The 26,066-nt window shown below is 29.1% G+C and carries 25 protein-coding genes; 20 read left to right on the forward strand and 5 right to left on the reverse strand.

What is annotated here, in order from left to right; all coding sequences use genetic code 11:
* Nucleotides 1-4 precede the first annotated feature (4 nt).
* Nucleotides 5-865: a carbohydrate ABC transporter permease gene (locus EPJ79_RS00400; protein WP_147738017.1), complete on the forward strand. Its 861-nt coding sequence runs from the start codon at nucleotides 5-7 to the stop codon at nucleotides 863-865.
* A complete protein-coding gene (locus tag EPJ79_RS00405) occupies nucleotides 862-1,695 on the forward strand; it encodes a carbohydrate ABC transporter permease (RefSeq protein ID WP_147738018.1) in 834 nt (277 codons plus the stop codon). Before EPJ79_RS00400 ends, EPJ79_RS00405 begins: the two co-directional genes overlap by 4 nt.
* A gap of 26 nt (nucleotides 1,696-1,721) precedes the next feature.
* Here the strand turns inward: EPJ79_RS00405 and EPJ79_RS00410 are convergent, their stop codons facing one another.
* From EPJ79_RS00410 to EPJ79_RS00420, 3 genes are all read right to left on the reverse strand, one after another.
* Nucleotides 1,722-2,417, reverse strand: a complete 696-nt coding sequence (locus tag EPJ79_RS00410; RefSeq protein ID WP_147738019.1) for a hypothetical protein — start codon at nucleotides 2,415-2,417, stop codon at nucleotides 1,722-1,724.
* Nucleotides 2,418-2,444: 27 nt separating this feature from the next.
* The gene (locus tag EPJ79_RS00415; RefSeq protein ID WP_147738020.1) at nucleotides 2,445-3,647 is read right to left on the reverse strand and encodes a hypothetical protein; all 1,203 of its coding nucleotides are present in this window, start codon (nucleotides 3,645-3,647) and stop codon (nucleotides 2,445-2,447) included.
* Nucleotides 3,648-3,762: 115 nt separating this feature from the next.
* Nucleotides 3,763-6,300 (reverse strand): helicase C-terminal domain-containing protein, encoded by a 2,538-nt coding sequence (locus EPJ79_RS00420; RefSeq protein WP_147738021.1) that lies wholly within the window; start codon nucleotides 6,298-6,300, stop codon nucleotides 3,763-3,765.
* A gap of 236 nt (nucleotides 6,301-6,536) precedes the next feature.
* Between EPJ79_RS00420 and EPJ79_RS00425 the strand changes: the two genes are divergently transcribed.
* The 18 genes from EPJ79_RS00425 (at nucleotide 6,537) to EPJ79_RS00505 (ending at nucleotide 24,861) form a co-directional block, all read left to right on the forward strand.
* A complete protein-coding gene (locus tag EPJ79_RS00425) occupies nucleotides 6,537-7,790 on the forward strand; it encodes a peptidase M30 (protein ID WP_147738022.1) in 1,254 nt (417 codons plus the stop codon).
* 24 nt (nucleotides 7,791-7,814) lie between these two features.
* Nucleotides 7,815-8,975, forward strand: a complete 1,161-nt coding sequence (locus tag EPJ79_RS00430) for a hypothetical protein (RefSeq protein ID WP_147738023.1) — start codon at nucleotides 7,815-7,817, stop codon at nucleotides 8,973-8,975.
* Nucleotides 8,976-8,985: 10 nt separating this feature from the next.
* Nucleotides 8,986-9,315, forward strand: a complete 330-nt coding sequence (locus EPJ79_RS00435; protein WP_021959327.1) for a hypothetical protein — start codon at nucleotides 8,986-8,988, stop codon at nucleotides 9,313-9,315.
* Nucleotides 9,316-9,381: 66 nt separating this feature from the next.
* Entirely contained in the window at nucleotides 9,382-10,575 is a 1,194-nt protein-coding gene (locus EPJ79_RS00440) for an acetate/propionate family kinase (RefSeq protein WP_147738024.1), read from the forward strand.
* 381 nt (nucleotides 10,576-10,956) lie between these two features.
* On the forward strand, nucleotides 10,957-11,460 hold the full coding sequence (locus tag EPJ79_RS00445; protein ID WP_147738025.1) for a GNAT family N-acetyltransferase: 504 nt from the start codon (nucleotides 10,957-10,959) through the stop codon (nucleotides 11,458-11,460).
* Between the two features lie 123 nt (nucleotides 11,461-11,583).
* Entirely contained in the window at nucleotides 11,584-12,360 is a 777-nt protein-coding gene (gene fliP, locus EPJ79_RS00450; protein WP_021959574.1) for a flagellar type III secretion system pore protein FliP, read from the forward strand.
* 45 nt (nucleotides 12,361-12,405) lie between these two features.
* Entirely contained in the window at nucleotides 12,406-12,675 is a 270-nt protein-coding gene (gene fliQ, locus EPJ79_RS00455; RefSeq protein ID WP_021959573.1) for a flagellar biosynthesis protein FliQ, read from the forward strand.
* Nucleotides 12,676-12,744: 69 nt separating this feature from the next.
* Nucleotides 12,745-13,548, forward strand: a complete 804-nt coding sequence (gene fliR / locus EPJ79_RS00460) for a flagellar biosynthetic protein FliR (protein WP_147527752.1) — start codon at nucleotides 12,745-12,747, stop codon at nucleotides 13,546-13,548.
* Nucleotides 13,545-14,738 (forward strand): flagellar biosynthesis protein FlhB, encoded by a 1,194-nt coding sequence (flhB, locus tag EPJ79_RS00465; RefSeq protein ID WP_147738026.1) that lies wholly within the window; start codon nucleotides 13,545-13,547, stop codon nucleotides 14,736-14,738. The genes fliR and flhB overlap by 4 nt, the downstream gene beginning before the upstream one ends.
* Nucleotides 14,739-14,757: 19 nt before the next feature.
* Nucleotides 14,758-16,857: a flagellar biosynthesis protein FlhA gene (locus EPJ79_RS00470; protein ID WP_147739576.1), complete on the forward strand. Its 2,100-nt coding sequence runs from the start codon at nucleotides 14,758-14,760 to the stop codon at nucleotides 16,855-16,857.
* 20 nt (nucleotides 16,858-16,877) lie between these two features.
* Nucleotides 16,878-17,051 carry a hypothetical protein gene (locus EPJ79_RS11630; RefSeq protein ID WP_021959569.1) on the forward strand — a complete coding sequence of 58 codons (174 nt, stop codon included), beginning with the start codon at nucleotides 16,878-16,880 and terminating at the stop codon, nucleotides 17,049-17,051.
* A gap of 17 nt (nucleotides 17,052-17,068) precedes the next feature.
* Entirely contained in the window at nucleotides 17,069-18,805 is a 1,737-nt protein-coding gene (locus EPJ79_RS00475) for a flagellar biosynthesis protein FlhF (protein ID WP_147738027.1), read from the forward strand.
* Nucleotides 18,806-18,828: 23 nt separating this feature from the next.
* Complete coding sequence (locus tag EPJ79_RS00480) at nucleotides 18,829-19,698, forward strand: MinD/ParA family protein (RefSeq protein ID WP_021959567.1); 870 nt, start codon at nucleotides 18,829-18,831, stop codon at nucleotides 19,696-19,698.
* Nucleotides 19,699-19,707: 9 nt separating this feature from the next.
* Nucleotides 19,708-20,385, forward strand: coding sequence for a hypothetical protein (locus EPJ79_RS00485; protein ID WP_147738028.1), 678 nt, complete (start codon nucleotides 19,708-19,710; stop codon nucleotides 20,383-20,385).
* A 37-nt stretch (nucleotides 20,386-20,422) separates the two neighbouring features.
* Nucleotides 20,423-21,235: an RNA polymerase sigma factor WhiG gene (gene whiG / locus EPJ79_RS00490; protein ID WP_147527757.1), complete on the forward strand. Its 813-nt coding sequence runs from the start codon at nucleotides 20,423-20,425 to the stop codon at nucleotides 21,233-21,235.
* A 22-nt stretch (nucleotides 21,236-21,257) separates the two neighbouring features.
* Entirely contained in the window at nucleotides 21,258-23,219 is a 1,962-nt protein-coding gene (locus EPJ79_RS00495; RefSeq protein WP_147738029.1) for a FapA family protein, read from the forward strand.
* Entirely contained in the window at nucleotides 23,206-24,189 is a 984-nt protein-coding gene (locus EPJ79_RS00500) for a hypothetical protein (protein WP_147738030.1), read from the forward strand. The genes EPJ79_RS00495 and EPJ79_RS00500 overlap by 14 nt, the downstream gene beginning before the upstream one ends.
* Before the next feature lie 6 nt (nucleotides 24,190-24,195).
* Nucleotides 24,196-24,861: an HAD hydrolase-like protein gene (locus EPJ79_RS00505; protein ID WP_147738031.1), complete on the forward strand. Its 666-nt coding sequence runs from the start codon at nucleotides 24,196-24,198 to the stop codon at nucleotides 24,859-24,861.
* Here the strand turns inward: EPJ79_RS00505 and recO are convergent.
* Complete coding sequence (recO, locus tag EPJ79_RS00510) at nucleotides 24,850-25,623, reverse strand: DNA repair protein RecO (RefSeq protein ID WP_147738032.1); 774 nt, start codon at nucleotides 25,621-25,623, stop codon at nucleotides 24,850-24,852. The two genes, EPJ79_RS00505 and recO, sit on opposite strands and share 12 nt — an antisense overlap.
* 94 nt (nucleotides 25,624-25,717) lie before the next feature.
* A complete protein-coding gene (locus tag EPJ79_RS00515) occupies nucleotides 25,718-25,885 on the reverse strand; it encodes a DUF362 domain-containing protein (protein ID WP_021959560.1) in 168 nt (55 codons plus the stop codon).
* Nucleotides 25,886-26,066 lie beyond the last annotated feature (181 nt).

Consider the following 26,066-nt stretch of genomic DNA (forward strand, 5'->3'; position numbering starts at 1 on the left):
AAAAATGAAAATTAAGAAAAAGAATATAACTCCATGGCTTTTTATAGCGCCAGCCTTAATTTTTATATTATGTTTTAGTATATATCCTTTAATTGAAACTATATATTTAAGTTTTATGACTACAAGAAGAGGAGATATCGTATTTGCAGGGCTTCAGAATTTTAAGAGACTTTTATCCGACCAATATTTTTATACTTCTTTGAAAAATTCTCTTATATATTTAATTATACAAGTTCCTATAATGACTTTGTTGGCTATATTGCTTGCTATGGCTTTGCATAACGGAATTACAAAATTAAAAGGCTTATTTAGAACGATATATTTTATACCGTTTATAGTCGAGTCTGTCGCTTATAGCTTGATATTCGTTTTATTATTTCAAGAAAGAGGCGTTATAAATTTTCTACTGTCTATTATAAATATTAGTCCTGTTATGTGGCTTACTCAAACTTGGCCAGCAAGATTTTTAATAATGCTTATAATGACATGGAGATGGACGGGATATAATATGATAATAATTTTAGCGGGACTTCAAAGCATACCAAACGATTATTATGAAGCGGCTACTATAGACGGAGCTAACGCTTTTCATAAATTTGTAAATATAACCATTCCCATGTTAAAGCCCGTTATATTATTTTCTACAATATTATCGACTATAGGAACTTTGAATTTATTTACCGAACCTTATTTGCTTACAAACGGAGGACCGAATAATTCTACAATAAGTTTGGGATTATATATTTATAGGCAGGCTTTTCAATCTATTAATTTGACTTACGCCGCCACAATATCGGTAGCTATACTTGTAATAGTAGGCGTTCTTTCAAGATTGCAAATGAAAGTTGGAGAAAATACAAAATGATAAACGGAAAACGACAAAAAATAACAAGAATAATATTATATATAGTTTTATCTATAGGGCTTATAGCATGTGTATATCCTTTATTTTTTATGTTTGTAGCGTCAACGAGAGTTTCGGGCGATATATTTTTATTCCCGCCTCCTATAACTTTTGGCGATAGATTTTTTGAAAATCTTAAAAATTTGCAGGAGAGGATTCCAATATGGAGTGCGTTATTTAATTCTTTTAAGATTGCCATAATATACACGGCGATTAATCTTCTAATATGTTCTATGGCGGCTTATTCTATTTCAAAATTTAATTATAAAGGCAGAAATATAGTTTTTATTATTATAATGCTTACTATGATGCTTCCCGCTCATGCAAAATTAGTTCCGTTATATAGAATGATGACAGCGTTAAAGCTTTCCAATACTCATTTAGCGATTATTCTTCCCGATATAGCTGGAGCTTTTGGAATATTTTTAATGAGGCAGAATTTTCATGCAGTCCCCGATACTTTAATAGAAGCGGCGAGAATTGACGGAGCGAACGAATGGACAATATTTGTAAAAATCGTTATGCCTTTAATGATTCCAGCTTTAACGGCTTTAGGAATTTATATGTTTGTAGCTCAATGGACAAACTTCACATGGCCTCTTATAATATTAAACGACCCTGAAAAATTTACTTTGCCCGTAGCTTTGGCGCAATTAAAATCGGATACAAGAATAGATTATGGACAGATAATGGTAGGCGCTATATTTGCTGTCGCTCCAATAATGGCAGTATTTTTAGCTTTGCAAAAATATTTTATATCAGGTTTAACAGGCGGAGCGGTAAAAGAATAATATTTTAAGTTTTTAATTATAAAAAATTATTTTGTTATATAATCTTTTTCTTCAATAATAAATTTTTCTTTATTATTAAAATCTTCAATAATTATATCGCCGTTATTAAAATAAGATTGATATGTAAAATCTAATTCTTTATTATACTTTTTTAAAATAATATCTCTTATATCGATTAAAACAATATTTTTATTATCGAGGTTTTCGGGATTTGAAAAATCGTATATAAGATGGCTGAATATTCTTTTATAAGCGTTATTTTCCGCTTCTGAAAAATAAAAAACATAAAAAATAATTCTTCCGTTTTCTATGCAATAATAATCTAAATCTACAAATACCAATATTCCTTTATTTTCTATAAATTTATTATTATAAAAATTAATCTCTTCTTTCCTGTTATTTAAATTCAAAATTGAAAAACCCGATAAATCTCTATTAAATATAAAATAATCGTTTTGATTTTTATGTTTTATGATTTTATAAATTCTTGCATCATCGCTTTTATAATAAAAAATTTTATTGCGATAATTAAAAATCTTTCTTTCGTATCCGATTATATCCTTATTATGAATATTGCCGAAATATTTTTTATGTTTAATAATAAAGTTATTATTTATTTTAGTTTCTTTTTCTTCGATAAAATATTTTTTGTCGAATAAACCGCCGTATTTTATCCAATGATTTTTATATTCTTTCGTGTAATAAAAATTTTCAAGTTTCATGTTTTTAGTATAGAATAAAAATTATATTTAATCAACCTTAAAAACAATCGGAATTATAAAACAAACTACAAAAGCTAACGTTCCGTAAACATACATATAAAAAACGGTTTTGTCGTCTCCAATTTCTATATTTTCTGATTTCAAATATTTTATAATCGATTTAATATTGCAAACCGAAATTATTATCAAATGAATTAAAATTGCTATATTCGTTAAAAGCAAAGTTATTTTTGTCGCCGTAATTTTGTATTCGATAATTCTAAATATTGTCGCGCTTAAAACGACTAAATTAAACAGAGAGGAAAAAATCGGAGTTATCAAATAAATCGCTTTTGCAAAAACTCCCGCCTTATAATTTGGAGATATAAAAAATAATGTCGCCGCAATTAAAGCGATAAGAATATTATAAATTATAAAAATAAATTTATTTTCGTAAGGACGAAGTAATGGAGAGAAAAGTCCGAGCAACGCGGTAAATTCCAAAAATAAAAAAATCAAAATAATTCCTCTTGCAAAATATATTGAAATATTTTCTAATTTTTTAAATGTCGAGAATAAAATATACGAAACAAAAGGAGCGACTCCGCAAAGAAAAATAAAAATTATAATTGGAATTTTGAAAAATAAAAACATTTCTAAATTGCCATTTAATTCAAAATCAAAAATTTTAATCATTATAGAAAATAATAGAGTATATAAAATCCAAATAATAATTAATATAAAATAAATTATTAAAGAAAATATTATTGTGTTTCCCGTTAGCGTAAAAAATTTATTTATGTTTTTAATGTCGTTTATTATAAATTTATTGTAGGATAAACATGCCAAAATAAAAAATATGACGAAAGAAAATATATTTGTAATTATATGCATTTGAAAAAATGGAATATTTAATTCTTCGTTTGTCGAATATAAAAATCCTATCGGCATTAGATAATTTAAAGAATGCCAAATTAAAAATATTAAAAGAAACGAAAGAAAAGAGAGCAAAATAACTTTTTTGTTTAGCGGATATAAATTAAAAATCGCAGAATAACATAAAAAATAAAATATTTGAAAAGGAAAAGAATTGATAAATATTGTCGGTATAAATTCTTCTCCTTTGTAATCTGGTTTAAAAGTAAATATAATTCCCATATATACGAGATAAGGAATAATCGCAACCGCCGATAAAATTAATACGGAAAGAAAATAAATAATTTTTTTAGTTTTTTCGTTATTAAGCGTCATAAAATTTTCTCTTTACAAATTAAAATATTATTCTTTAAATATTGTTTAAAATTTTATTAAAAAATTTATCGTTTATTATATATTATTTTTTAGAAAAAAAGAAATTACCATTAAGTCATTTAGAACCGTCAAAAAATTTATTCATATCTTCAAAAATTTCTTTCATACTTGCTTTTAATATTTTCGCTTTCGGAAGAGATTGAATAAATTTAACTCCATAATTTTTACCGTAAAGTCTTCTATCTAAAACGAAAACCACTCCTCTGTCTTCTTTGCTTCTTATAAGTCGACCGAAACCTTGCTTAAATTTTATAACTGCGAGCGGCAAAGCGTAATCCATAAAAGCGCTTCCTCCGTTTTCTTCAATATATCTATATCTGCCTTCGCTTATCGGGTCCGTTGGCACGGCAAATGGAAGTTTAGGAATTATTACGACTTCTAAATTTTCTCCCGCGACATCGACTCCTTCCCAAAAAGAATCTACTCCGTAAAGCACATTATTTGAAGAAGCTTTAAACATATCAAGTAAAGTATGTCTATGTATTGAAGAAGTTTGAGCTAAAGGATTTATATTTTTTTTCTTTAATTCTTTTTCCGTGCTTTGATAAACGTTCATAAGAGAAGAAAAAGATGTAAATAATATAAAAGCTCTTCCGCCCGTTATATCGCATATTTCAAGCAAAACTTTTGAAGTAAAATCGTTGAAAGTTTCGCTTGACACATCGGGCATATCGTTTGCAATATAAAGCCTTGCATTTTTTTCGTAATTAAAAGGAGATTCTAAATAAATTTCTATTTTTTTATTTTGTTCTATATAATCAAATCCTAATCTATTTGAAAAGAAATTAAAACTTTTTGAAACGGTTAAAGTAGCGGAATACATAGCGACAGTATCGAATCTCATATATAAATAATCATTTAAATTTTTAGCGACAGTCACGGGAGTTAAATGCCAATTAAGAACAACGCTTCCTTTTTTTGTAAGTCTCGCTTCAATCCATCTTATATATTCGTCTTTTTTATAATCGATTGTAGAGTTTAAAGAGATAAGTTGATTTTTTAATCTCTCCAAATATGCATTTGACATTTGAGCGATTTCTTCATAGTCAAAATTATTTTCTATAGCGATATCAAAAAATTTTTTATATAATCTGTCGCATAGATTAACCAAAGAGCCGATTATTATAACTATTTCTCTTAAATGTTTTAATCCTTCGTTTTGCCAATGTTCCGCGCTTATTATTTCGGGACTTATTCTAAATTTATATCCTAATCCTTCTTTAGTTTTAATATTTTTATGGCAGTAAGTTATAAATTGTTTTGAAGATTCGTCTACAATATTTCTAACTCTATTTACAGTATCATGAGCTATATTTATAATTTCTACTATTTCGTTATATTCGCTATTTTCAATTAAAGATTTATTTTCGTTTAACATTTTGTTAATTGTTTCTATAATTCCTAGTCTTTTATTTTTCTTAATTCTTGAAATATAAAATAAAGCTTTTAATATTCCGTTTTTACTTCCTTCGTTTCCAAAATAACTTGAAGCGGAATTTTCAAAATTATGAGCTTCGTCAATTATAACTTTCGTATATCTCGGGAGCAAACTATATCTTCCCGAAGTTTCCGCATATAAAGACAAATCGGCGCATAATATATGATGATTTACAATTAAAAGTTGAGATGCATTTAATTGTTTTCGCATTTTATAAAAATAGCATTCTTCCAAATATTCGCATTTTCTATGAGTGCAAGTGTCCGTATCGCAACAAACCATTTCCCATAATTCGCTTTTCGGTTTATAGCCTAAATCTGTTATTGAACCGTCTTTTGTTATGTTAAGCCAATTATCGATACTTTCAAAAAAATTAATCTGTTCGTCAAAATCTAATCTGTCTAAATCGTTTAATGTGTCTTTAACTTTTTTTATGCATACATAATTATTCCTGCCTTTAACTAAAGCGTATTTAACATTTGGAGCTATAGCGTCAATTATTGAAGGTAAATCTTTTGAAATAATCTGTTCTTGCAAATTAATCGTATTAGTTGAAACTACTATTCTTGTTTTATTTTCTTTAAGCCATAAAAGAGCGGGAATTAAATAAGCGAATGATTTTCCGATTCCCGTTCCCGCTTCCGATATTAAATGTTTATTATTATTAAAAGCTTCAATAGTCGCTTCTACAAGTTCGGTTTGTTCCTGTCTGTATTCGTATTTTTTTAATAATTTGCTTAAAAGCCCGTTTTCGGTAAACATATATAAAGCTTCGGGAGAGTTTATAGTTTTTGTATCTTCCGATTTTATCGGGCGGACAACTTCGTAATAATCGTCAACATCGTTATTTACGATATAAAAACCGACTCCCGCATTATTTCCAAGTTCGCTTGCAATCATTAAATCGGCTCTTGAAGGCGTCAATTCTCCCGATGGATGATTATGAATAACGGCGTCATATTCTAAAGATAGAGATATAATAGCGGGGACAGAATCTTTATTTCCTCTTGCCATAACTTCAATATGTTCTAAAATTCCCAAAGCGTTAAAATTTATTCCAAAATAAACTTCATTGCCGTAGGCTTCTACTATAGACTTTCTCATAAAATTAACGGCTTCTATAGAAAATATATCGTTTAATTCTTTGTTATTCATTATTAAAATATAGTTTATATCAAAATCTTTGTCAAAATTCGCATTTTTATTATTAATTTTTGTTTATTTAATAAATTTATCATATATTATTAAATTATATTTGTCAATTTTTCGATAATTTTTATTAGAGAATTTATATTAAAAAAATAATAATTTTTAAAAAAATGCTTGCAAAATTTTTATTTTTTTATATAATATATGGTAGAAAGAGAATTAATTTAAGTGAGAATTGTTTAATGAAGAAAATATTATGTTTAATTTGTTTATTTAGCGTTAGTTTTTATTCTTGCGCGGTTAGAAATTATTTAGGTAGTCAATCGGGCTTAAGCGAAGATAGAGTATTTTACGCGCAAATGATAAATAATGGAAATACTTATGGATGGTTTAATATTCCCGCTCATCTTTTAAAAGTTAGCGATAATTTGGCTATATATATGCAAACTACATTTTTTACAAGTTATAAAGAAAATATTAGTTCTTATGCATTAAATAAATTGGCTCAAGAATTTGATTATTATTATACTTCTATGACGAATATTTATGGAACTCATAGCGATATAGACGCAAACGGGAAAATAATAATCTTATTAATGGATATTAATAAAACTAAAGGTAGTGGCAATCAGGTATTAGGATATTTTAATCCGAGCGATATGCATGGCAATAATAAAGGCGAAATTCTATATATGGATATAAGCAACGCTAATAATAAAACGGATAATGCAATAGGAACTATTATTCATGAATTTCAACATTTAATAAATTATAGTTATGTAATTAGCGGCGAGAGAAACGAAATGTCTTCTTGGTTAAACGAGGCTCTTTCAGAATCTACTTCAATTTTATTTAATAAGGCAACTGTGGAATCGAGAATAGAGGGATTTAATAATATAAATTATTATTGTTTCTATACTTGGAACACTTCAAATATTAGTAATAATAATAAAAATAATACTCATGTTAATTATCCTTCGGCTTCAGTATTTATGAATTGGCTTTATCAAAAAAAAGGTTCTAATGAAATATTTAAAACAATAGCTTCTTCAAAAGAATTGGGCGATTATAAAAAAGTTTTATCAGCGGCGAGTGGAATATCGGGTTATTCTGTAAGCAGTTGGGATGGTTTACTTTTAGATTGGATGTCGGAAATCGTTACTAATGGCAGTAATTGGACAACGACTAACAAACCTACAAATAATTGTGCATCGGGCAATGTTAGTTTATATCCAGGCGCAATGATAGTTTGCGATAGCTATACAAATGGAGCAAGTGGAAATATTGTCACTAACAAAGTTAATGGCAATAGTGGTAAAACGATAGTTCTTAATAAAGATACTAATTTAAAAGGTTCTGCAGTAAAAGTTAGCGTGACTAGCTCTACAAGTTCTAAAGCAAGAATGAGAAGAAGCGCTATAAGAAACGACAATAATGAAGAAAGCAGAGATATTAATATTCTTTTGGATAGAAACGGAAATATTAAGAAAGATTAATTTAATTTTTAATTCGGAGAAAAAATGTCTAAATTTTTATTATTAATTTCATTTATTAGTATTGTATTTTTTAATTCTTGTAGCGAAAGTGTTTATAAAGTTTCGGCAAATCGTAATGATTTTTATGTAATGAGAATTAACGGCTCTCAATATGCGGAGAAAATTAAAATATTCAAAGTTGAAGAAACCGCTAATTTAATAATTTATGCAGAAAGCGGTTATTCGATTAATTATAATTATGTAATTTATGTAGCGAAAAAATTTGAAGATAATTATTCTAAAATGATAAATATATATGGAAATCATACGGATGTTGACAAAAACGGAAAAATTATAATTTTATTTCAAAAAATTAACGCTAATATTAGCGGCAATTCTATAGTAATGGGATATTTTTTACCAAACGATTTGATTTACGGCGATTTTAATAATGCGGAAATTTTATATATGGATATTAATTTGCTTAATAAAAATCCTCAATTAATAGCGGGAACTGTTTTGCATGAATTTCAGCATTTAATTAATTTTAATGTAAATTATATTAAAAAAGGAAAGGATATGTCGCTTTGGTTAAACGAATCGCTTTCCGAATCGACTTCAATATTATTTGATAGTTATATGACTAGAAATAGAATAGAGGAATTTAATAATATAAATTATTATTGTTTCTATACTTGGGATTTGCCTTTTTATCCTAATATGTTTGTTAATTATCCTTCGGCTTCGGTATTTATGAATTGGCTTTATCAAAAAAATAATAGAAACGAGAGCGTTTTTAGAAATATCGCGCATTCTTCAGAAAGTGAAGATTATAAAAAAGTATTGGGCGCTGCAGGTTATGGAAATAATTGGGAAGGATTATTAATTAATTGGATAGACGGAATTAAAAAAGGACAAGTTAATGGCGCTAAAATAAATAATTGGAATTCGACTTGGACTACGACTGCATATTTATATCCAGGAGCTTTAGTATATGGAAATTCCAAAATTCATGTAAATCCGTCAACAGATTTGAGCGGTAATCCGCAAGCTATTAGAGCGCAAATTTATGAAGATAATTTTATTATTACTTCAAGAAGCGCGGATAATACGGCAAATGAAAATAATATTTATTTGCAAACTACTCAAAAACCTAAATATATAGATTTGGTATTTGATAAAGACGGAAAAATAAAAAAATATTAAAGTGTTAAAAATGAAATTAAAATTAAAATCTGTTTTATTAAATAAAAGATTATTAAATATAATTTTTGTATTTATGATTGTCTTTCTTCTATTTACAAAAAAAGAAAAAATAACGGGAGAGATTAGAGTAGTCGGCACGGCGCTTTTTCCTAATGTAGTTATAACGACTAAAGAAAATAGAGATTATTATTTTGATAAAAAATTTTTTGAAGAATATGCAAAATATCAAGGCGAGATTATAACTATAGAAGCGAAAATTAAAAAAACTAAATTATGGCTTGCCGATAGAAGCAGATATTTAGAAAGATATAATATTTTATGGGTGAGAAAAGTAAATTAAAAAATACTTGATTTATATGTAATTATATGTTATAATATAATCATATTAATAAATTGGAGTATTTTTATGAATATATTAGTAATCAATTCAGGAAGTTCAAGTATCAAATATCAGTTGTTTTCTATGCCCGAGGCGAAAGTTTTGGCTAAAGGGCTTTTAGAAAAAATTGGAGAGGAGACAAGCGCTCTCAAGCATACGGCGGTTGAAAAAAATAAAGAAAAAAAATTAGAGCAGAAAGTTGAAAATCATAAAGACGGAATGGCTTTAATATTTTCTCTTTTAACAGATAAAGATGTCGGCGTTATTTCGGATATGAAAGAAATTTCAGGCGTTGGGCATAGAGTTGTGCATGGCGGAGAGGCTTTTAATAAAAGTTCTATTTTAACAGACGAAGCTATTAAAGAAATAGAAAAGTATTCGGATTTAAGTCCTCTTCATAATCCTGCGGGTTTGCAAGGAATAAGAGCTTGCGAAGAGATACTTCCGAAAGGAACGAAAATGGTTTTATGTTTTGATACGAGTTTTCACCAAACTATACCCGAATACGCTTATTTATACGCTATTCCTTACGAGTATTACGATAAATATAAAATTCGCCGTTATGGTTTTCATGGAACATCTCATAAATATGTTTACGGAGAGTTTTGCAAAGTTGAAAATAAACCTAACGCTAATGTTATAGTTTGTCATTTAGGAAACGGAGCGAGCGTTACAGCGGTTAAAGAAGGCAAATCTATTGACACAAGCATGGGACTTACGCCGCTTGAAGGTTTGGTAATGGGAACGCGTTCGGGAGATATGGACCCTGCCGTTGCAACTTTTATAATGGCAAAAGAAAATTTAAGCCCTAAAGAAATGGATAATATTTTGAATAAAAAGAGCGGACTTTTGGGAATTTCTGGAATAAGCAACGATATGAGAAATTTATCAGAGCAAGAAGGAAAAAATCCAAGAGCGGCTTTGGCGATTAAAATGTTCTGCTATAGAATTAAAAAATATATCGGTTCTTATATGGCGGTTTTAGGACATGTTGACGGTATAGTATTTACGGGCGGAATAGGGGAGAACGCTCCCGATATAAGAGAGAAGATTCTTGAAGGAATGGAAGAATTGGGAATAAAAGTTGACGGAGCTAAAAATTCTAAAGCAAGAGGTTGTGCTAATTTTGAAAAAGACGGCACTTCTATAAAATTATATGTTATAGCGACAGACGAAGAAAAGGCAATAGCTTTGGATACTTATAATATAGCGTTAAAATAATTAAAAAATAAAAGTAGATTAAGCGGGGTTTTAAAGCCTCGCTTTTTTTATTTACTAAATTAATATTTTATATTTTGTTAATAAAAAATAATCGTTTAATAATTTGTAAAAATTAAATATGATTTCGATATAACAATGGGCTTATAAAAAGAGTTTATAAGCCCATCATAATAGTGTTAGGAGTCTGATAATAATGAATAATTACTTACTTTTAGTATTTATCAACTTTATCTATATATAATAACCGAAATAAATAAAATAGGTAAAATAAAAAAATAAAAAAAAATTAATTTTTTATTGAAATTTCATATTTACAAAATTATAAAATAAGTTATCATAATATAGTTAACATAATTCTAATATATTATATTAAGGTTTTGTATGAATTATATTATAAGAGAAGCTGATATTGAAGACGCTGAAAATGTAATTGAATATATAAAAATCGTATCCGATGAAACAGATTTTTTAATTTCCGATTCAAGCGAAAGAAAATTTACCGTAAAGAAAGAAAAAGAATTTTTGCAAAATATACAAAGCTCTATACTTGAAAAAATATTTTTATTTGAAATTGAAAATAAAATAGTCGGGATGTGTAGCATTGAAGGAATAAATAAAATCAGAATAAAGCATAGAGTAGATTTGGCTATAACGGTTTTAAAAAATTATTGGGGAAATAAAATCGGAGAAAAATTAATCGATTATGCGATTGAATATTGCAAATCAAATTGTATAAAAAAGATAGAATTGACGGTTAGAATTGATAACGAAAGAGCCTTGAAATTGTATAAAAAATTTGGTTTTGAAATTGAAGGCGAGATAAAAAATTTTATTTATTTGAACGGAAATTACTATAATTGTTATTATATGGGACTTTTACTGTAGTATATTACAGTAAAATAACCTTTTTATATTATATTTTTTATAAAAAAAGTTAACATAATACTTGACTTTTTTTCGTAATTATGTTAACTTTAATGCTATATTAAAGAGTCGGAACTAATTAAAATGAAAAGAATTTTTATAGGTATATTAATATTATGTTTGTTTCTTACAAATACTATTTACGCTCAAATACCAATACCAACTATAGATTTAAATGTCACTCAAGCGCAAACTCCTCAACAAGTTAGTTTAGGACTTCAAATATTATTTTTATTAACTATATTATCTTTATCTCCTTCGATAATAATAATGACTACAAGTTTTATAAGAGTTTCTATAGTTTTAAATTTTGTTCAAAGAGCTTTATCTTTGCAAGAAACTCCGCCGAGAGCTTTAATAATGGGACTCTCTTTATTCTTAACATTTTTTATAATGATGCCGACTTTGACTCAAATAAATAGAGAAGCTTTGCAACCTTATTTAAACGGTTCGATTGGAGTAAACGATTTATACGGAAGAGGAATTCAACCTTTAAGAATGTTTATGTTTAATTCTTTAAGAGGCGAAAACGGAATGAAAAGTTTGGATTTATTTTTAAGCATAAGCGATACAAATATAAGATTGAGAGAAATTCAAACGGTTGAAGATTTAAATAGAATTCCAACTATTGTCGTAGTTCCCGCGTTTATAATAAACGAATTAACTATAGCTTTTAAGATGGGAATTTATTTATTTATTCCTTTTATCGTTATAGATTTGGTTGTAGCTTCAATTTTGATGGCTATGGGTATGATAATGCTTCCGCCTATTATGATATCTTTGCCTCTTAAAATTATTTTATTTGTGGCGGTTGATGGATGGAAACTATTGATACTTCAATTAGTTCAGAGTTTTAGATAAATTTTATTTTAAGGAATTTAAAAAGGTTTAAAAGAGGATTTAATTATGAGCGATACTTCTATAGTTGTTTTGGTGCAAGAAACTTTATGGACATTTATGTTGCTTGTCGCTCCGATTTTAGGAGTTTCAATATTAGTAGGTTTGATTATATCTATACTTCAAGCCACTACGAGCATTCAGGAGCAGACTTTAACTTTTGTTCCAAAAATGATTGCTATGCTTACGGTTATATATTTTTTAGCTTCTTGGATGCTTAATTATATAAGCGGTTTTACGGTTAGATTATTTAGTATTTTGCCAACGATAGCGAGATAAATATAAAATAAAAAATAAGGAAAAAGCGAGATTAAAAAATGAAATTAAAAAATATTAGGATAAAACATAATGGATAATTTTGTTAATTTCTTTCAAATTTACCTGCTCATTATGGTTAGATTTATGGCTATTTTAATGGTAGCGCCTTTATTTTCTTCAAATGTTATTCCAAATACTATAAAAATAGGACTTTCATTTGTGGCAACCGCCGCTATATTTCCTTTGATTGCCGACACTTCTATTAAAGCCGCGCCTACTTTTGTAGGATATTTTTTAACTTTATTAAACGAAGCGCTTATAGGAATATTAATCGGATTTTTAATGTCTATTATATTTGCAGCCTATCAAGTTATGGCAAACTTTTTTGAAATACAAATGGGATTTGGCGTTTCTGAAACAGTTGACCCAATATCTCAAGTTAATGTTCCCGTTTTAGGACAACTTCAATCTTTAGTCGCTATATTAATATTTATAGCCATTAACGGACAAAATTGGGTTATAAGAACTTTATATTATAGTTTTGAGGTTTTGCCCGTTTTAAGCGCCGCTTCAAAATCTGTATTTACTTCTTCATTTCAAGGAGTTATTGACAGAATGATTTATTATATGAGTTCTTTATTTTCCGTTGCGCTTTCATTGGCTTTACCTATAATGCTAACATTATTTTTATTGTCTATTAGTTTGGGACTTCTTGCAAAAGCCGCTCCTCAAATGAATATTTTAATGCTTGGTTTTCCTATGCAAATAGCGGTTGGAGTAATCGCTTATTATATATTAATTCCCGCTTTGGTTTCTAATTTTATGAAAATACTTGAAACTACAATATCGGATGTTAATCATATAATATCTTTCTTATCGGGAGGAACTATATGATATTTAATTTTATTTTAGAAATTTTAATTAAATATAAAGCTAAATTATACAGAAAATATTTGCATTTAACGGGTAAAGGTTTCGTTTTAACTTTATTCGCTTCTCCCGAAGACGAGGGAAGAACGGAATTGCCTACCGAAAGAAAAAAGAGAAGAGCGAGAGAGGAAGAAGGAAGAGTAGTAAATTCGGTAGAAATAAATCAAACTTTGGTATTGGCTATAACAATAGGATTAATTTCAATATTGGCAGGATATTTAACGCATACGATTGGGCAGTTTTTTATGGAAATTATAAATAAAATATCTGATGCGGATAACGCAATGAATATAAACGCTTTGCCCGATATATTTTTGAATATAATATTTTTAATAACAAAAACGGCGGGAATAATTTTATTTGCAGCTTTAATAGTCGGAGTCGGAGTTAATTTAGCTCAAACGAAATTTTTATTTACCGTAAAAAAATTAAAACCTAATTTTAAAAGAATAGCGCCAACTTGGTCAAACTTCAAAGAGAGAGTTTTTATTTCATCTCAAAATGTAATGAATCTTGCGAAAATACTTTTTAAAATGCTAGTTATAGCTTTTCTTACTTTTACTACAATAAACGGAAAGCGAAGCGAATTATTTAATATGATTAATATGGAATTATCTCAAGCAATGAATGTATTTTTCTTTATAGTTTTAGAGATGCTTGCAAAAGTTATAATATTTTTAATGATAGTTTCCGTATTCGATTACTTTTTTCAAAGAAGGCAGCATATAAAAAGTTTGAAAATGACAAAACATGAAATGAAAGAAGAGTTTAAAGAAATGGAAGGCGACCCTTTGGTAAAGAGTCAATTGCAGGAAATGGCAAGAAAAATTGTAAATAGAACTATGCTTAAAGCCGTGCCTGAAGCGGATGTTATAATAACTAACCCGACTCACTTTGCCGTAGCTTTAAAATATAACAACGGCGATTATGCTCCGATAGTGACGGCAAAAGGAGCGGACCATATAGCTTTAAAAATAAAAGAAATAGCTAAAGAAAACGAAATTGAAATAGTTGAAAATAAACCTTTGGCTCGCGAATTATTTTATAATGTGGATATAGGAAAATATATACCCGAAAAACTTTTTCATGTTGTTTCTACTATACTCACAAATGTTTATAAAATACGCGATGAAAAAATGTCAAGGGCAATGTAGGAGATAGAAAGTGGCGGAAATGAATATTCCTTTTAAAATGCCTAATCCCGTTAATTTAGGAAGACATACGGATGTTATGTTCGCTATAGGCGCGGTTATGGTTATCATGATGTTAATCATACCTTTGCCTACAATGATTTTAGATTTATTGCTTGTAGTAAATATAGTGATTTCTCTTTTAATACTTCTTATGGTTTTGAGTATAAAAAGCGCAAACGATTTTAGCGTATTTCCTTCAGTGCTTCTTATTATGACGGCTTTTAGATTGGCTTTAAATGTTTCTACAACGAGAGCTATTTTATCTCAAGGAGCAAATTTTGACGGAAGAGTTATTACGGCTTTTGCAAATTTTGTAGTTTCGGGAAATGTAGTAGTTGGAGTAGTAATATTTATTATTCTTATAATAGTTCAATTTATAGTTATTACTAAAGGCGCTACAAGAGTGTCCGAAGTTGCCGCAAGATTCGCTTTAGATAGTATGCCTTCAAAAATGATGGCTGTTGAAAGCGAACTTCAAGCGGGAGCGATTACCTATAAGGAAGCCGAAGAAAAGAGAAAGAAAATAAGAGGAGAGAGCGATTTTTATGGAACTATGGATGGAGCTTCTAAATTCGTTCAAGGCGATGTTATAGCGGGTTTGATTATTACCGTAATAAATATAGTCGGCGGACTCGTAATTGGTATGACAATGAGAGGAGAGACTTTTAATCAAGCTATCGATGTTTATACTCGATTTACAATCGGTGATGGTTTGGTAACTCAAATTCCAGCTTTCTTTATGAGTTTTGCAACGGGTTTATTAGTGACAAGAAGCAGCAGCGAAGATAATTTATCTACTCAAATTGCCGTTCAAATATTTGCGAAACCTAAAAATTTATTTATAGGCGCGGGATTTGCTTTATTTTTAATGTTTTTGCCAGGATTTCCAAAAATTGCATTATTCGTTATATCTTTAGCGTTATTTTTTGCAGGATATACATTAAAAAAAGAACAAAAAGAACTTGGAATTAACGAAGACGGAACTAAAGCGGAAACTCCAGAACAAACGCAACAGGGACCTTTGGATGTTGGAGATTTACTAAAAGTTGAAAAAGTCGAACTTTCTGTCGGAACATCTTTAATTCCTTTGGCTTTAGAACAGGAAGGCGGAGATTTAATTAATAGAATTAGTAGAGTTCGTAGAGAATTGGCATTAGAAATTGGTTTAGCAGTTCCTCCCGTTCGTATTGTCGACAATCAAGCTATAGAACCTGACGAATATACGATAAGCATTAACGGAATTGAAATGGCTAAAAATTTTGTTCGTCCTAATATGCTTTTAGCTTTGAATTCGGAGTCTAAAGAAAAACCTACCGAAGAAGCGGAAATGGTAAAAGAACCCGCATTCGGTTTGCCCGCTTATTGGATTAAAGTTGACGAAAGACATGACGCAGAACAGAAAAAATTTACTCTATTTGAGCCAAGCACTGTTATAGCAACTCATTTTAGCGAAATAATCAAAAGAAACGCTAATCTTATTCTTGGCAGAGAAGAAGTTCAAAAAATGCTTGATAGAATTAAAGACGAAAATAAAGCTCTCGTATCCGAAATATTGGCGGCTAAACCTCATAACGAAAGTCCGCTCGGATATATACAAAAAGTTTTGCAAAATCTTTTGCAAGAGGAATTACCTATTAAAAATAATATCGCAATATTAGAAGGAATCGCCGATGCAATTTCGGTTATGGGAAGCGAACAGGCTACCGAACTTGTTAGAAGCAGATTATCGCCTCAAATATCGCAAATGATTTCCGATGCGGATAAAAATATAAAAGTGATAACATTTAGTCAGCAACTTCAAAATAATATAGCTCAAAATCTTGTTAATACGGGAAATTTGCAAGGCAGTCAAATGATAGCTATGGGTTTTGAAAGTATGCAGAATTTGATTAAAAATATAAAAGACGCTATAAAATTGGCAAATGAATCGGGAGTTTCGGAAATAATATTTTTATGTTCGCCCGCAATAAGAAAACCTTTATATCAATTTATAGCGAAGAATATAGGCAAATATAAAGTTGTGTCTACGGCTGAAATTATGCAAGGTTATAATGTTCAAGGCGTAGCCATAATTAAATAAATATAGAAATGGAGAAAATTATGAAGACTATTAAAATTTTTGGAAAGAATAGGGAAGAGATTGAGAGAATAGCTAGAGACAAATATGGAGAGAGCTATTTTATCATTAGTATTAGAGAATTAAAAAGAAAAACTATATTCGGAATTGTCAAGAAAGAATATGAAGTTTCTATTGGCGTTTTAGAACAAAATTAATTTATGGAGTTACAATTATGGTAGATATACGAACTATTAGAGGAAAAAATCAAAAAGACGCTATTACTAAAGCTACGGTTGAGTATGGCAGTAATTTTACTATTTTAAGCAATAAGGAGGAGAGAGTTAAAGGTCCTTTAGGTTTATTTAAAAAGCCCGAATATGTGCTTAGAATAATGCTTCGAGATTCTATTTATGATAGATACGAAAATAGAAGAAGCGAAAGCGTAAATATTTTAAGAGAAGATAATAACGACAATTACGAAGATAAACTTATAAGCGATGGAAAAGAATTAAATAAACATAGATATGCAGCCGAAACAACAGAAACCATTGACGGAAGCGAAATGGGAGAGAGAATAGTAAATATGATTAACGCCTTAAAAGCGGCTAAATCTATGGCAAAATCAAATAATACTCAAAATGAAAATAATTTAAACTCTTCTTCCGATATTCAAGTAAATAATTTAAATTTGAATTCAAACGAAAATATTTTAAAAGAAAAAACTATTAATGAAAAAATTATTGATAAAAGAGAGGAAAGAATTGAAAATCTTGAAAATAACAGAATGAGAAATAATAATTTTATGCCACTCTCTTCTTTTAATAATTCTTATAATCCTTCTATGTTTGGAGGTTCGATGTTGAGCGATTATAATCCTAAAAGTTCTATAGACGAAAATGTTAAGAAAATGGTTCAAGCTCAAGTTAAGGATATAGTTAAAGAATATTTTGAAAATAATATTCCTAATTTCAATAAAAATAATTATAATAATTACAATTATAATAATAGAAATTCTTTTAATAATCGTTATGAATCTGAAAGAGGCTCTATAATTAAACATAATAGATATGATTTAGATTTTAATTCTAATAATCATATAGATAATATCGATAGAATTGAAGAAACGGAAAGAAAATCTTATCATGATAAAGAAAATTTTGATAATAATGAAGTTGCGGATTCTATGGAGGAGAGTTTTAATTATTTGAGAAATAGAGAATTTCCCGAAGAGATTTTAATTAATTTAAGAGAATATTTATTAAATTCAAGCGATGCGAGATTTTTTCAGTCGAGAGAGATTATTAAAGACGAAATAGAAAAATATTTTTCAAATAAATTAATTTTGTCTGACGGAATAGATATAGGAGCTAAAAAGAAAATAATAATTTTTGTTGGACCTACGGGAGTTGGAAAAACGACTACTATACCAAAAATAGCGGCTCAATATATAAGGTCGGGAAGAAAAGTTTCATTTGTGACTATAGATAATTACAGAATAGCGGCTGTTGACCAACTTCAAAGATATGCGAGTATATTAAAAGTGCCTTTTACAAGCGCTAGTAATCCCGAAGCTTTAAGGGCGGAAATAAGAAAAATGGATAGCTCTTCATTATTATTTGTAGATACAATGGGTCGCTCTCCAAAAGGAACGGATGAAATAATTTCTATGTCAAAATATTTTAGCACGGTTGGAAGATTCGATATGGATGTTCAGCTTGTAATGAGTTCTACGGCAAAATATAAAGATTCATTAAAAATATTGAACGCTTTTAAGCCAGCAAATTATAAAGGAATAATTCTTACAAAAGTCGATGAAACGGATTATTTAGCTTCTTCGGTATGCGCGATAAGCGGAACGAAAACGCCTATAACTTATGTAACTTGCGGGCAGGGAGTTCCAAAAGATATATCTACTGCTAAAAAATATGGAAAAAATATAATCGAAAATTTATATGGAAATTTAAGATAATTTGATTTAGGATTATAATTATTATGAAAGACCAAGCGGACGAATTAAGAAAAATGATGAGCGTAAAAGATAAGAGACCTCAAAGAATCATAAGCATAGCGAGCGGAAAAGGCGGCGTGGGCAAAACCAATATAGCTGTTAATTTAGCCATAGCTTTGCAAGAATTGGGAGAAAATGTGCTTTTGATAGATGCGGATTTGGGGCTTGGAAATGTAAATGTTATATTAGGAAATATGCCCGAATATAATTTATATCATGTTATAAAAGGTTCAAAGAAAATACATGAAGTTGTGGTTGAAACAGAATACGGAATAAGATATATTGCGGGAGCTTCGGGATTTTCTTCTTTGGCTAATTTATCGGGTAGGGGACTCAATAAATTAATTAGCAGTATGGATTCTTTAAATGACGCCGATATTATTATACTTGATACGGGAGCGGGAATTTCAGACCAAGTTGTATATTTCTTGCTTTCTTCGGATGAAAATATAGTCGTTACAACTCCAGAACCTACGGCTGTATTAGACGCTTTTTCCGTTATAAAAGTTATAGCGCCAGAAGATGCAAAAGCGGATATTAAAATTTTAGTTAATAGAGTTACAAAACCTTCGCAGGCAAAAGTCATTAGCGATAATATTATAAACGCGAGTAAAAATTATTTGAATATGGATGTTAAATATTTGGGATATGTTTACGAGGATAAGACGATTCCTTATTCTGTTTCGCAACAATTTCCTTTTTATCAATACGATAATAAATGTCAGGCTTCTTCTTCGCTTTATAATATAGCTAAAAAAATTGTCGATATGGAATATAATGATAGTAGAGCGACTAAAGGCTTGTCAGGTTTTATGGAAACTTTATCGCGTTTTCTTGTAAAGAATAGCAATTAGAGGTAATTTATGGATAATATAATTAATAAAATAAAGAAATATTTTTTATCTAATTTCGGAAAATTATCTATCGGCATATCGGTTTTATCTTTTATTATTACTCTTATGCTTTCTATCGCATTAAAAAATAGAATCGATATTTCAATTTTTAAAGGTTTGCTTTCTTCTTTAATAACTATGATTATATTATACGCTTTAAATATAGCTTTAACAAAATATTTGGGAGATATAATTGAAATGTCAAATATTGAAACTATAACGAGCGTTACAGAAGATTCTTTAAATCCTGAAAATTCTTCAGCCGAAAATGATAATTTGAAAACTTCAAACGATTCTTTAAATGAAATTACATCCGAAAGTAATAACGATTCTATATTTAACGATATTACTAATCCTCAAGAAAATATTATTAAAGAAGATTTTAAAAATATTTCAAAAGAGAATATTAATATTGATAAAAATAATAAAGCGAATTATCATAGTCCAAGGGGAGATATAGGCGATATTATATTGAATACTCCAGCATATCAAAGTTCTTCCGATATTTCCGATTCGAGCGTATATTATGACAGCGGAAGAAAGGTTAATGAAAGAATTATAGAAAAAGAGGTTATGGAAGACCCTGAAAGAACCGCTAGCGCCATAAGAACAATGATAGCAAAAGATAAAGATAAAAAAGAAAGTTAAAAAGTTAAATTAAAAAAACTAATAAGAGTGGTTGATTATGAAACAAAATAGAAAAGACAAATTGCCAATTATTACCGAAGAAAATGAGCATGAATATTGGATAGAATTTAGAAAAAATCTATCTCCTAGAATAAGAGAAGCTATCGTTAAAAAATATGCTCCTTTAGTAAAATACGCCGCTAATAAAATAAATATAAGCACGAAAAATATAAGAGATATTGAATTTGAAGATTTGGTTGGGTTTGGCTCTTTTGGACTTTTGGACGCTATAGATAGATACGACCCTAATAAAGATGTAAAGTTTAAAACTTACGCTCTTACTAGAATAATGGGTTCTATATACGATGAATTAAGAAAATTAGACAGTTTGCCGCGCTCTATTCGTAAAGATATAAAAGAGGTAGAAAAGGCTAGAGAGTTATTGGAAATTCATTTAAGAAGAGACGCTAAACCCGAAGAAATAATAAATATGCTTGGAATTACTATGGATAAATATAATGAACTTATGGGATATGGCATACAATCGTCTATAACTTCTTTAAGCGGGATTTTTTATACGGGAGACGATGCGGATGAAATTTCCATTATGGACACTTTAAAATCTAGCGATAAAACTAATCCCGAATATTTAGCGGAAAGAGAAGCGGTTAAAAAGCAAATAGTCGAAGCTTTGAAAAAACTTCCCGAAAAAGAACAGCAGGTATTGATATTGTATTATTATGAAGACCTTACTTTAAAAGAGATAGGAGTCGCTATGGAGGTATCGGAAAGCAGAGTATCGCAACTTCATGGAAAAGCTATACAAGATTTGAGACATAGTCTCTCTGAAATAAAAAAATCTTTAATATAATAATTTATAAATAGGATATGTTATGAACGAATTAAAAAGAAAAATATTGCAAAGTAATTTTTACAAGAACATTTACAACGCTCATGATTCGCATTCGGTTGAATTATATGTAAGTTCATTGGAACAAGGAATGCAAGAAGCTGCGGCTATATTTCAATGTCCCGTTTACGAATTAACTTATAAAGTTATAAGAGAGAAGAGCAGAAGTTTTTTAGGAATTGGCGGCGGAAAATATTTTGTTAGATATACGCATATAGAATATGAGAAATCTAAAATTTATATGGGAGCTGATAAAGATTATACTTCTATTGAACAAGAATCCGAAGAAGGTAATCTTTTGGTTAATAAAGACACTAAAATAATAATAAGAGTTAAAAGAAACGGCGTATTTTTGAAAGTGTCGCCTCCGGTCGCTGGCGGAAAGAGAATAGACGATATTACGGCTTTAGAATCTAAATTAATAGAAGCTGGAATAAAAGAATATGACGCTAATTTGGCTAAAGATATTCTTGATAAACAAAAAGGAGAATATGAGAAAATAGCCGAGTGGGATTCTTCTAAATCGGCTTTTAATGCGAAGTTAAATTATTCGGTTAGCGAAGATAAAATGCAGGCTTTTGTTACTATTGGCAAACCTTCAAATGGTGGAAGAGAGATGGATTTTGAAGATGTTAAAGAATTGCTTGAAAATAGCGGTATCGTATTTGGAATTCATGAAGATAATATTAAAAAATCTTTGGAAGATGGAACTTTTGATATTCCTATACTTGCAGCCGAAGGAAAGCATCCTATAAACGGAAATAACGCGAGAATAGAATTTTTGGTTAATGTTAATAAAAAAATTATACCCGATTTTATAGGCGAAGAAGAGAGCATAGATTATAAAGATTTAAGCATAGTTGAAAATGTTGAAGAAGGACAGCAATTAGCAGAAAAAATTGAAGCTACAAAAGGCGAGGAAGGAATAACTGTATTTGGCGATAAAATAGAAACTAAAATTGGAAAGGATATAGAAACTAAAGAAGTATTGGGTAAAAATGTAAAAATGTCGGACGATAATAAATTTATATTAGCCGCTATTAACGGGCAGGTTGTATTAAACGGAAAATTATTAAGTGTTGAGCCTATATTTGAAGTTGCAAAAGATGTCGGACCTGAAACGGGAAATATAAATTTTATTGGAAGCGTGCTTGTTAAAGGAAGCGTTAATGATAATTATTCTATTAAAGCCGAAGGAAATATAGATATTCAAGGGACGGTTGGCAAATGCAATCTCGAAGCTAAAGGCGATATAATGGTTAAGTTAGGCATTCAAGGAAATGAGAATAGTTTTGTAAAAGCTGGCGGAGATGTTATAGCGAAATTTATACAATTTTCTAATGTTGAAGCTGGAAATAATGTAGTCGTAACAGAAGCGATATTAAATTCAAATATAGACGCTGACAATAGAATAATTTTGATAGGAAAGAGAGCGTCAGCAAGCGGAGGAAGATTAAGAGCTTTAAACGAAGTAAACGGAAAAGTTTTAGGTTCTCAAGCTGGAAGCAAAACATTAATAGAGACAGGAGTAAGTCCTGCAAAAAGACGAGCTATTGAAGATATGGAAAAAGAAAAAGAAGAGCTTGATATGGCAATAGAAGAACTTGAAAGAGGAATAAAATCTTTAGAGAAAGCTGCAAAAATTAAAAAATTAGACGATGAAAAGAAAGAACAATTGCAGAGTTTGAAAGAACAACTTGAACAATCGAATAGCAGAAGAGAGGAGGTAGTTTTAAATAGAGAAAGCGTGATTCAGCAATTAGAGATAGAAAAAGTAGATTCTACAATAAGCGCGGGAAAAGAAATGCTATCTGGAGTCGAGCTTGTTATAGGAAGCGCGGAATTTTCAATAAGACAGAATTACAAGGCTATTACTTTTTACGAAGAAAACGGAATGGTAATGAGCGAAAAATATAGAGGCGAACCTAAAAATGATAAAAAATAAAAAATTCTTAAATATTGACGAATTTTATAAAGTGGCTATAGATTGCGCTATAGATGTTGACCCGAGAGGAAGAAAAATCGTAGAAAAAGAACTTAAAGATATTAGAAAAGATTATGATTCTATTACCGATAAAAAAAAGAAAAATATGTTTGATACGGATAATTTATTTAATCCATACGCCGACACGAGAATATTAAATATAGCGGAAGATAAAGAAATAAAAAAGATATTCTGCGGTATAGATATGCAAACTGCCGAATTGATTTTAGCCGATAGACTCAACGAAAAAAACTCTAATATAGATTTAGTTATTACTCATCATCCAAACGGATACGCTTATGCAAAATTTTACGAAGTTATAGGAATGCAAACCGATAAAAACGCGTTAAACGGAGTCGCCATAAATGTCGCCGAAGCTTTGACAAATAAAAGAATATCCGCGGTTGAAAAATCGGTGTCGCCTTCTAATCATAATAGAGATTCTATGGCTGCGAAACTTCTTAATTTAAATTATATGTGTATGCATACGGTTGCCGATAATCATGTTGAAACTTTTTTAACAAACCTTATTAAAAATAAAAATCCTTATAAACTTTCCGATATATTAGATTTATTAAACGATTTGGAAGAATATAAAATTGCAGCAAAATATAATAATCCTCCTAAACTTTTTAACGGAAGCGAGAAAAATAGGGCTGGTAAAATTGTAGTTGATATGACGGGCGGAGCCGCTTTCGATGTTGCAATGATAGAAGCTTTAGCAAATTCTGGCGTTGGAACTTTAGTAGTTATGCATTTGTCGGATAAACATATAGACGAATGTAAAAAATATCATATAAATATAGTTTGCGCTGGACATATTTCAAGCGATAGTTTGGGACTTAATTTATTATTTAAAGCGATAAAAGAAAAAACTAAAAAAGAATTTGAAATAATTCCCGCTTCGGGATATATATTTGTAAACAGATAAAGCGATATGTCTAAATACGAAAATATTTTATTCGACCTTGACGGCACTATAACCGACTCGGCTAACGGAATAATAAACGGCGTTATATACGGAATAAAAAAAGTAAACGAAATTTATAATTTAAATATAGAAATGCCTTCAAAAGAAATTTTAAGAAAATTCATAGGTCCGCCTCTCGATATAAGTTTTATGAAATATTGCCGTAATGACGAAAATCTTGCAAACGAATTTATAAAATATTACAGAGAAGATTATAACGGAAATAATGGATTATTTAATTGCAAATTATACGAAGGAATTTTTGATTTAATAAAAAATTTGCATGATAAAAATTTTAATTTATTTGTCGCTACTGCGAAGCCAAAAGAATCGGCTATTAGAATAATAGAATATTTTAATTTAAATACTTTCTTTAAAAATATTTACGCTCCAATTTTGGGAGAGAAAACTAAAAATAAAACCGATGTTCTTATAGAAGCTTTATCAAAAGAAAAATTCGATAAATCAAAAACTATAATGATTGGCGATAGAATAGACGATATAGAAGGCGCTAAAATCGTAGGTATAGATTCTATTGCTGTTAGATACGGTTTTGGAAACGATGAAGAATTTGAAAACGCCACTTATATTGTAGATGATGCAAAAAGCGTATTTGATATATTAGTTAAATAAAACCTCTTCCAACACTTTAAGACTTTTGAAATTTTTATTTAAATGATTAAAAAGAGATTTATTCATTATATCTCTTACATTGCTTATTGAGTTTGAATAAAAATTATTTATTTCTTTATTTTTAACTATATCGATTAAAGAAGTTCGTTTTATTATTCTCATAAAATTAATGTCGTTTTTATCAAGTTCAATAGCGTCTTTTAAAGTCTTTTTACAATTATCGCATATAATTCCGCCTTCAGATATCGAATAAAAATTCGCTTTGCTATTTGAACATAAAACGCATGAATCTAATTGCGGCGATATTCCCGATATATGCAAAACTTTCATTTCAAAAGCTCTTAAAAGTATATTGAGATAATTTTTTAATAATGCATTTTTATTTTCTTCCAATTCTTCCATAGCGTTTAAGATTTTTTCCATAAGAATAAAATATCTTTCGTCAAAATCTTTTGCCGAATATAATAAAATTTCTCTTATATAAAAAACTGCAAGCGAAGAATAAATTGATTTTTCAATCAAATTATAATTTTTTATTATTGAAGATTCTTTTAATATCGATAAATTAGGCTGTTTTTTTTGATATAAACTTATTTGCATTTTTGATACGCTCATAAAATCAGAACCGAAAGCTTTTGAATCTTTTTTTGCTCTATAGCATATTGCGTCTATTATTGAGTTTTCTGTTAGAAAAGAAGCTATTATTGAAGAAGTTTTATATTGATTGTAAGATAAAATAAACGCTTGAATATTTTTTATCAAATATAAATCCTTAATTAATTTTTATTAAATATTTAATTTTATAAAATAAAAGGGCAGGCTATAAAAACCCGCCCCGCATGCCATCCGCTTAAGATTAAGCTTGATGTATAGCGTTGCTTGGACAAACAGGCTCGCAAGCGGCGCAATCCGTGCATTTTTCAGGGTCTATTACATAAATATCGCCTTCGCTTATAGCTCCAAATGCGCATTCAGGCAAGCATGAACCGCAGGCTACACAATCGTTATTTATAAATCGTGGCATAATTTACCTCCATAAAAAATTAAACTGTATTTTAATTATAACATAAGTATGCATTTTATCAAGTTGTTTATTTTGAGATTTTTTAGAATTTTTTATTTTAAAGTATTGATAAAAATTTTAAGATATTGTGTAATCAGTCCATATTTAATATTTAATTGAAACTGTAAGGAAAAGTAAATTG

The sequence above is a fragment of the Brachyspira aalborgi genome, assembly GCF_008016455.1.
Taxonomy (GTDB): Bacteria; Spirochaetota; Brachyspiria; order Brachyspirales; family Brachyspiraceae; genus Brachyspira; species Brachyspira aalborgi.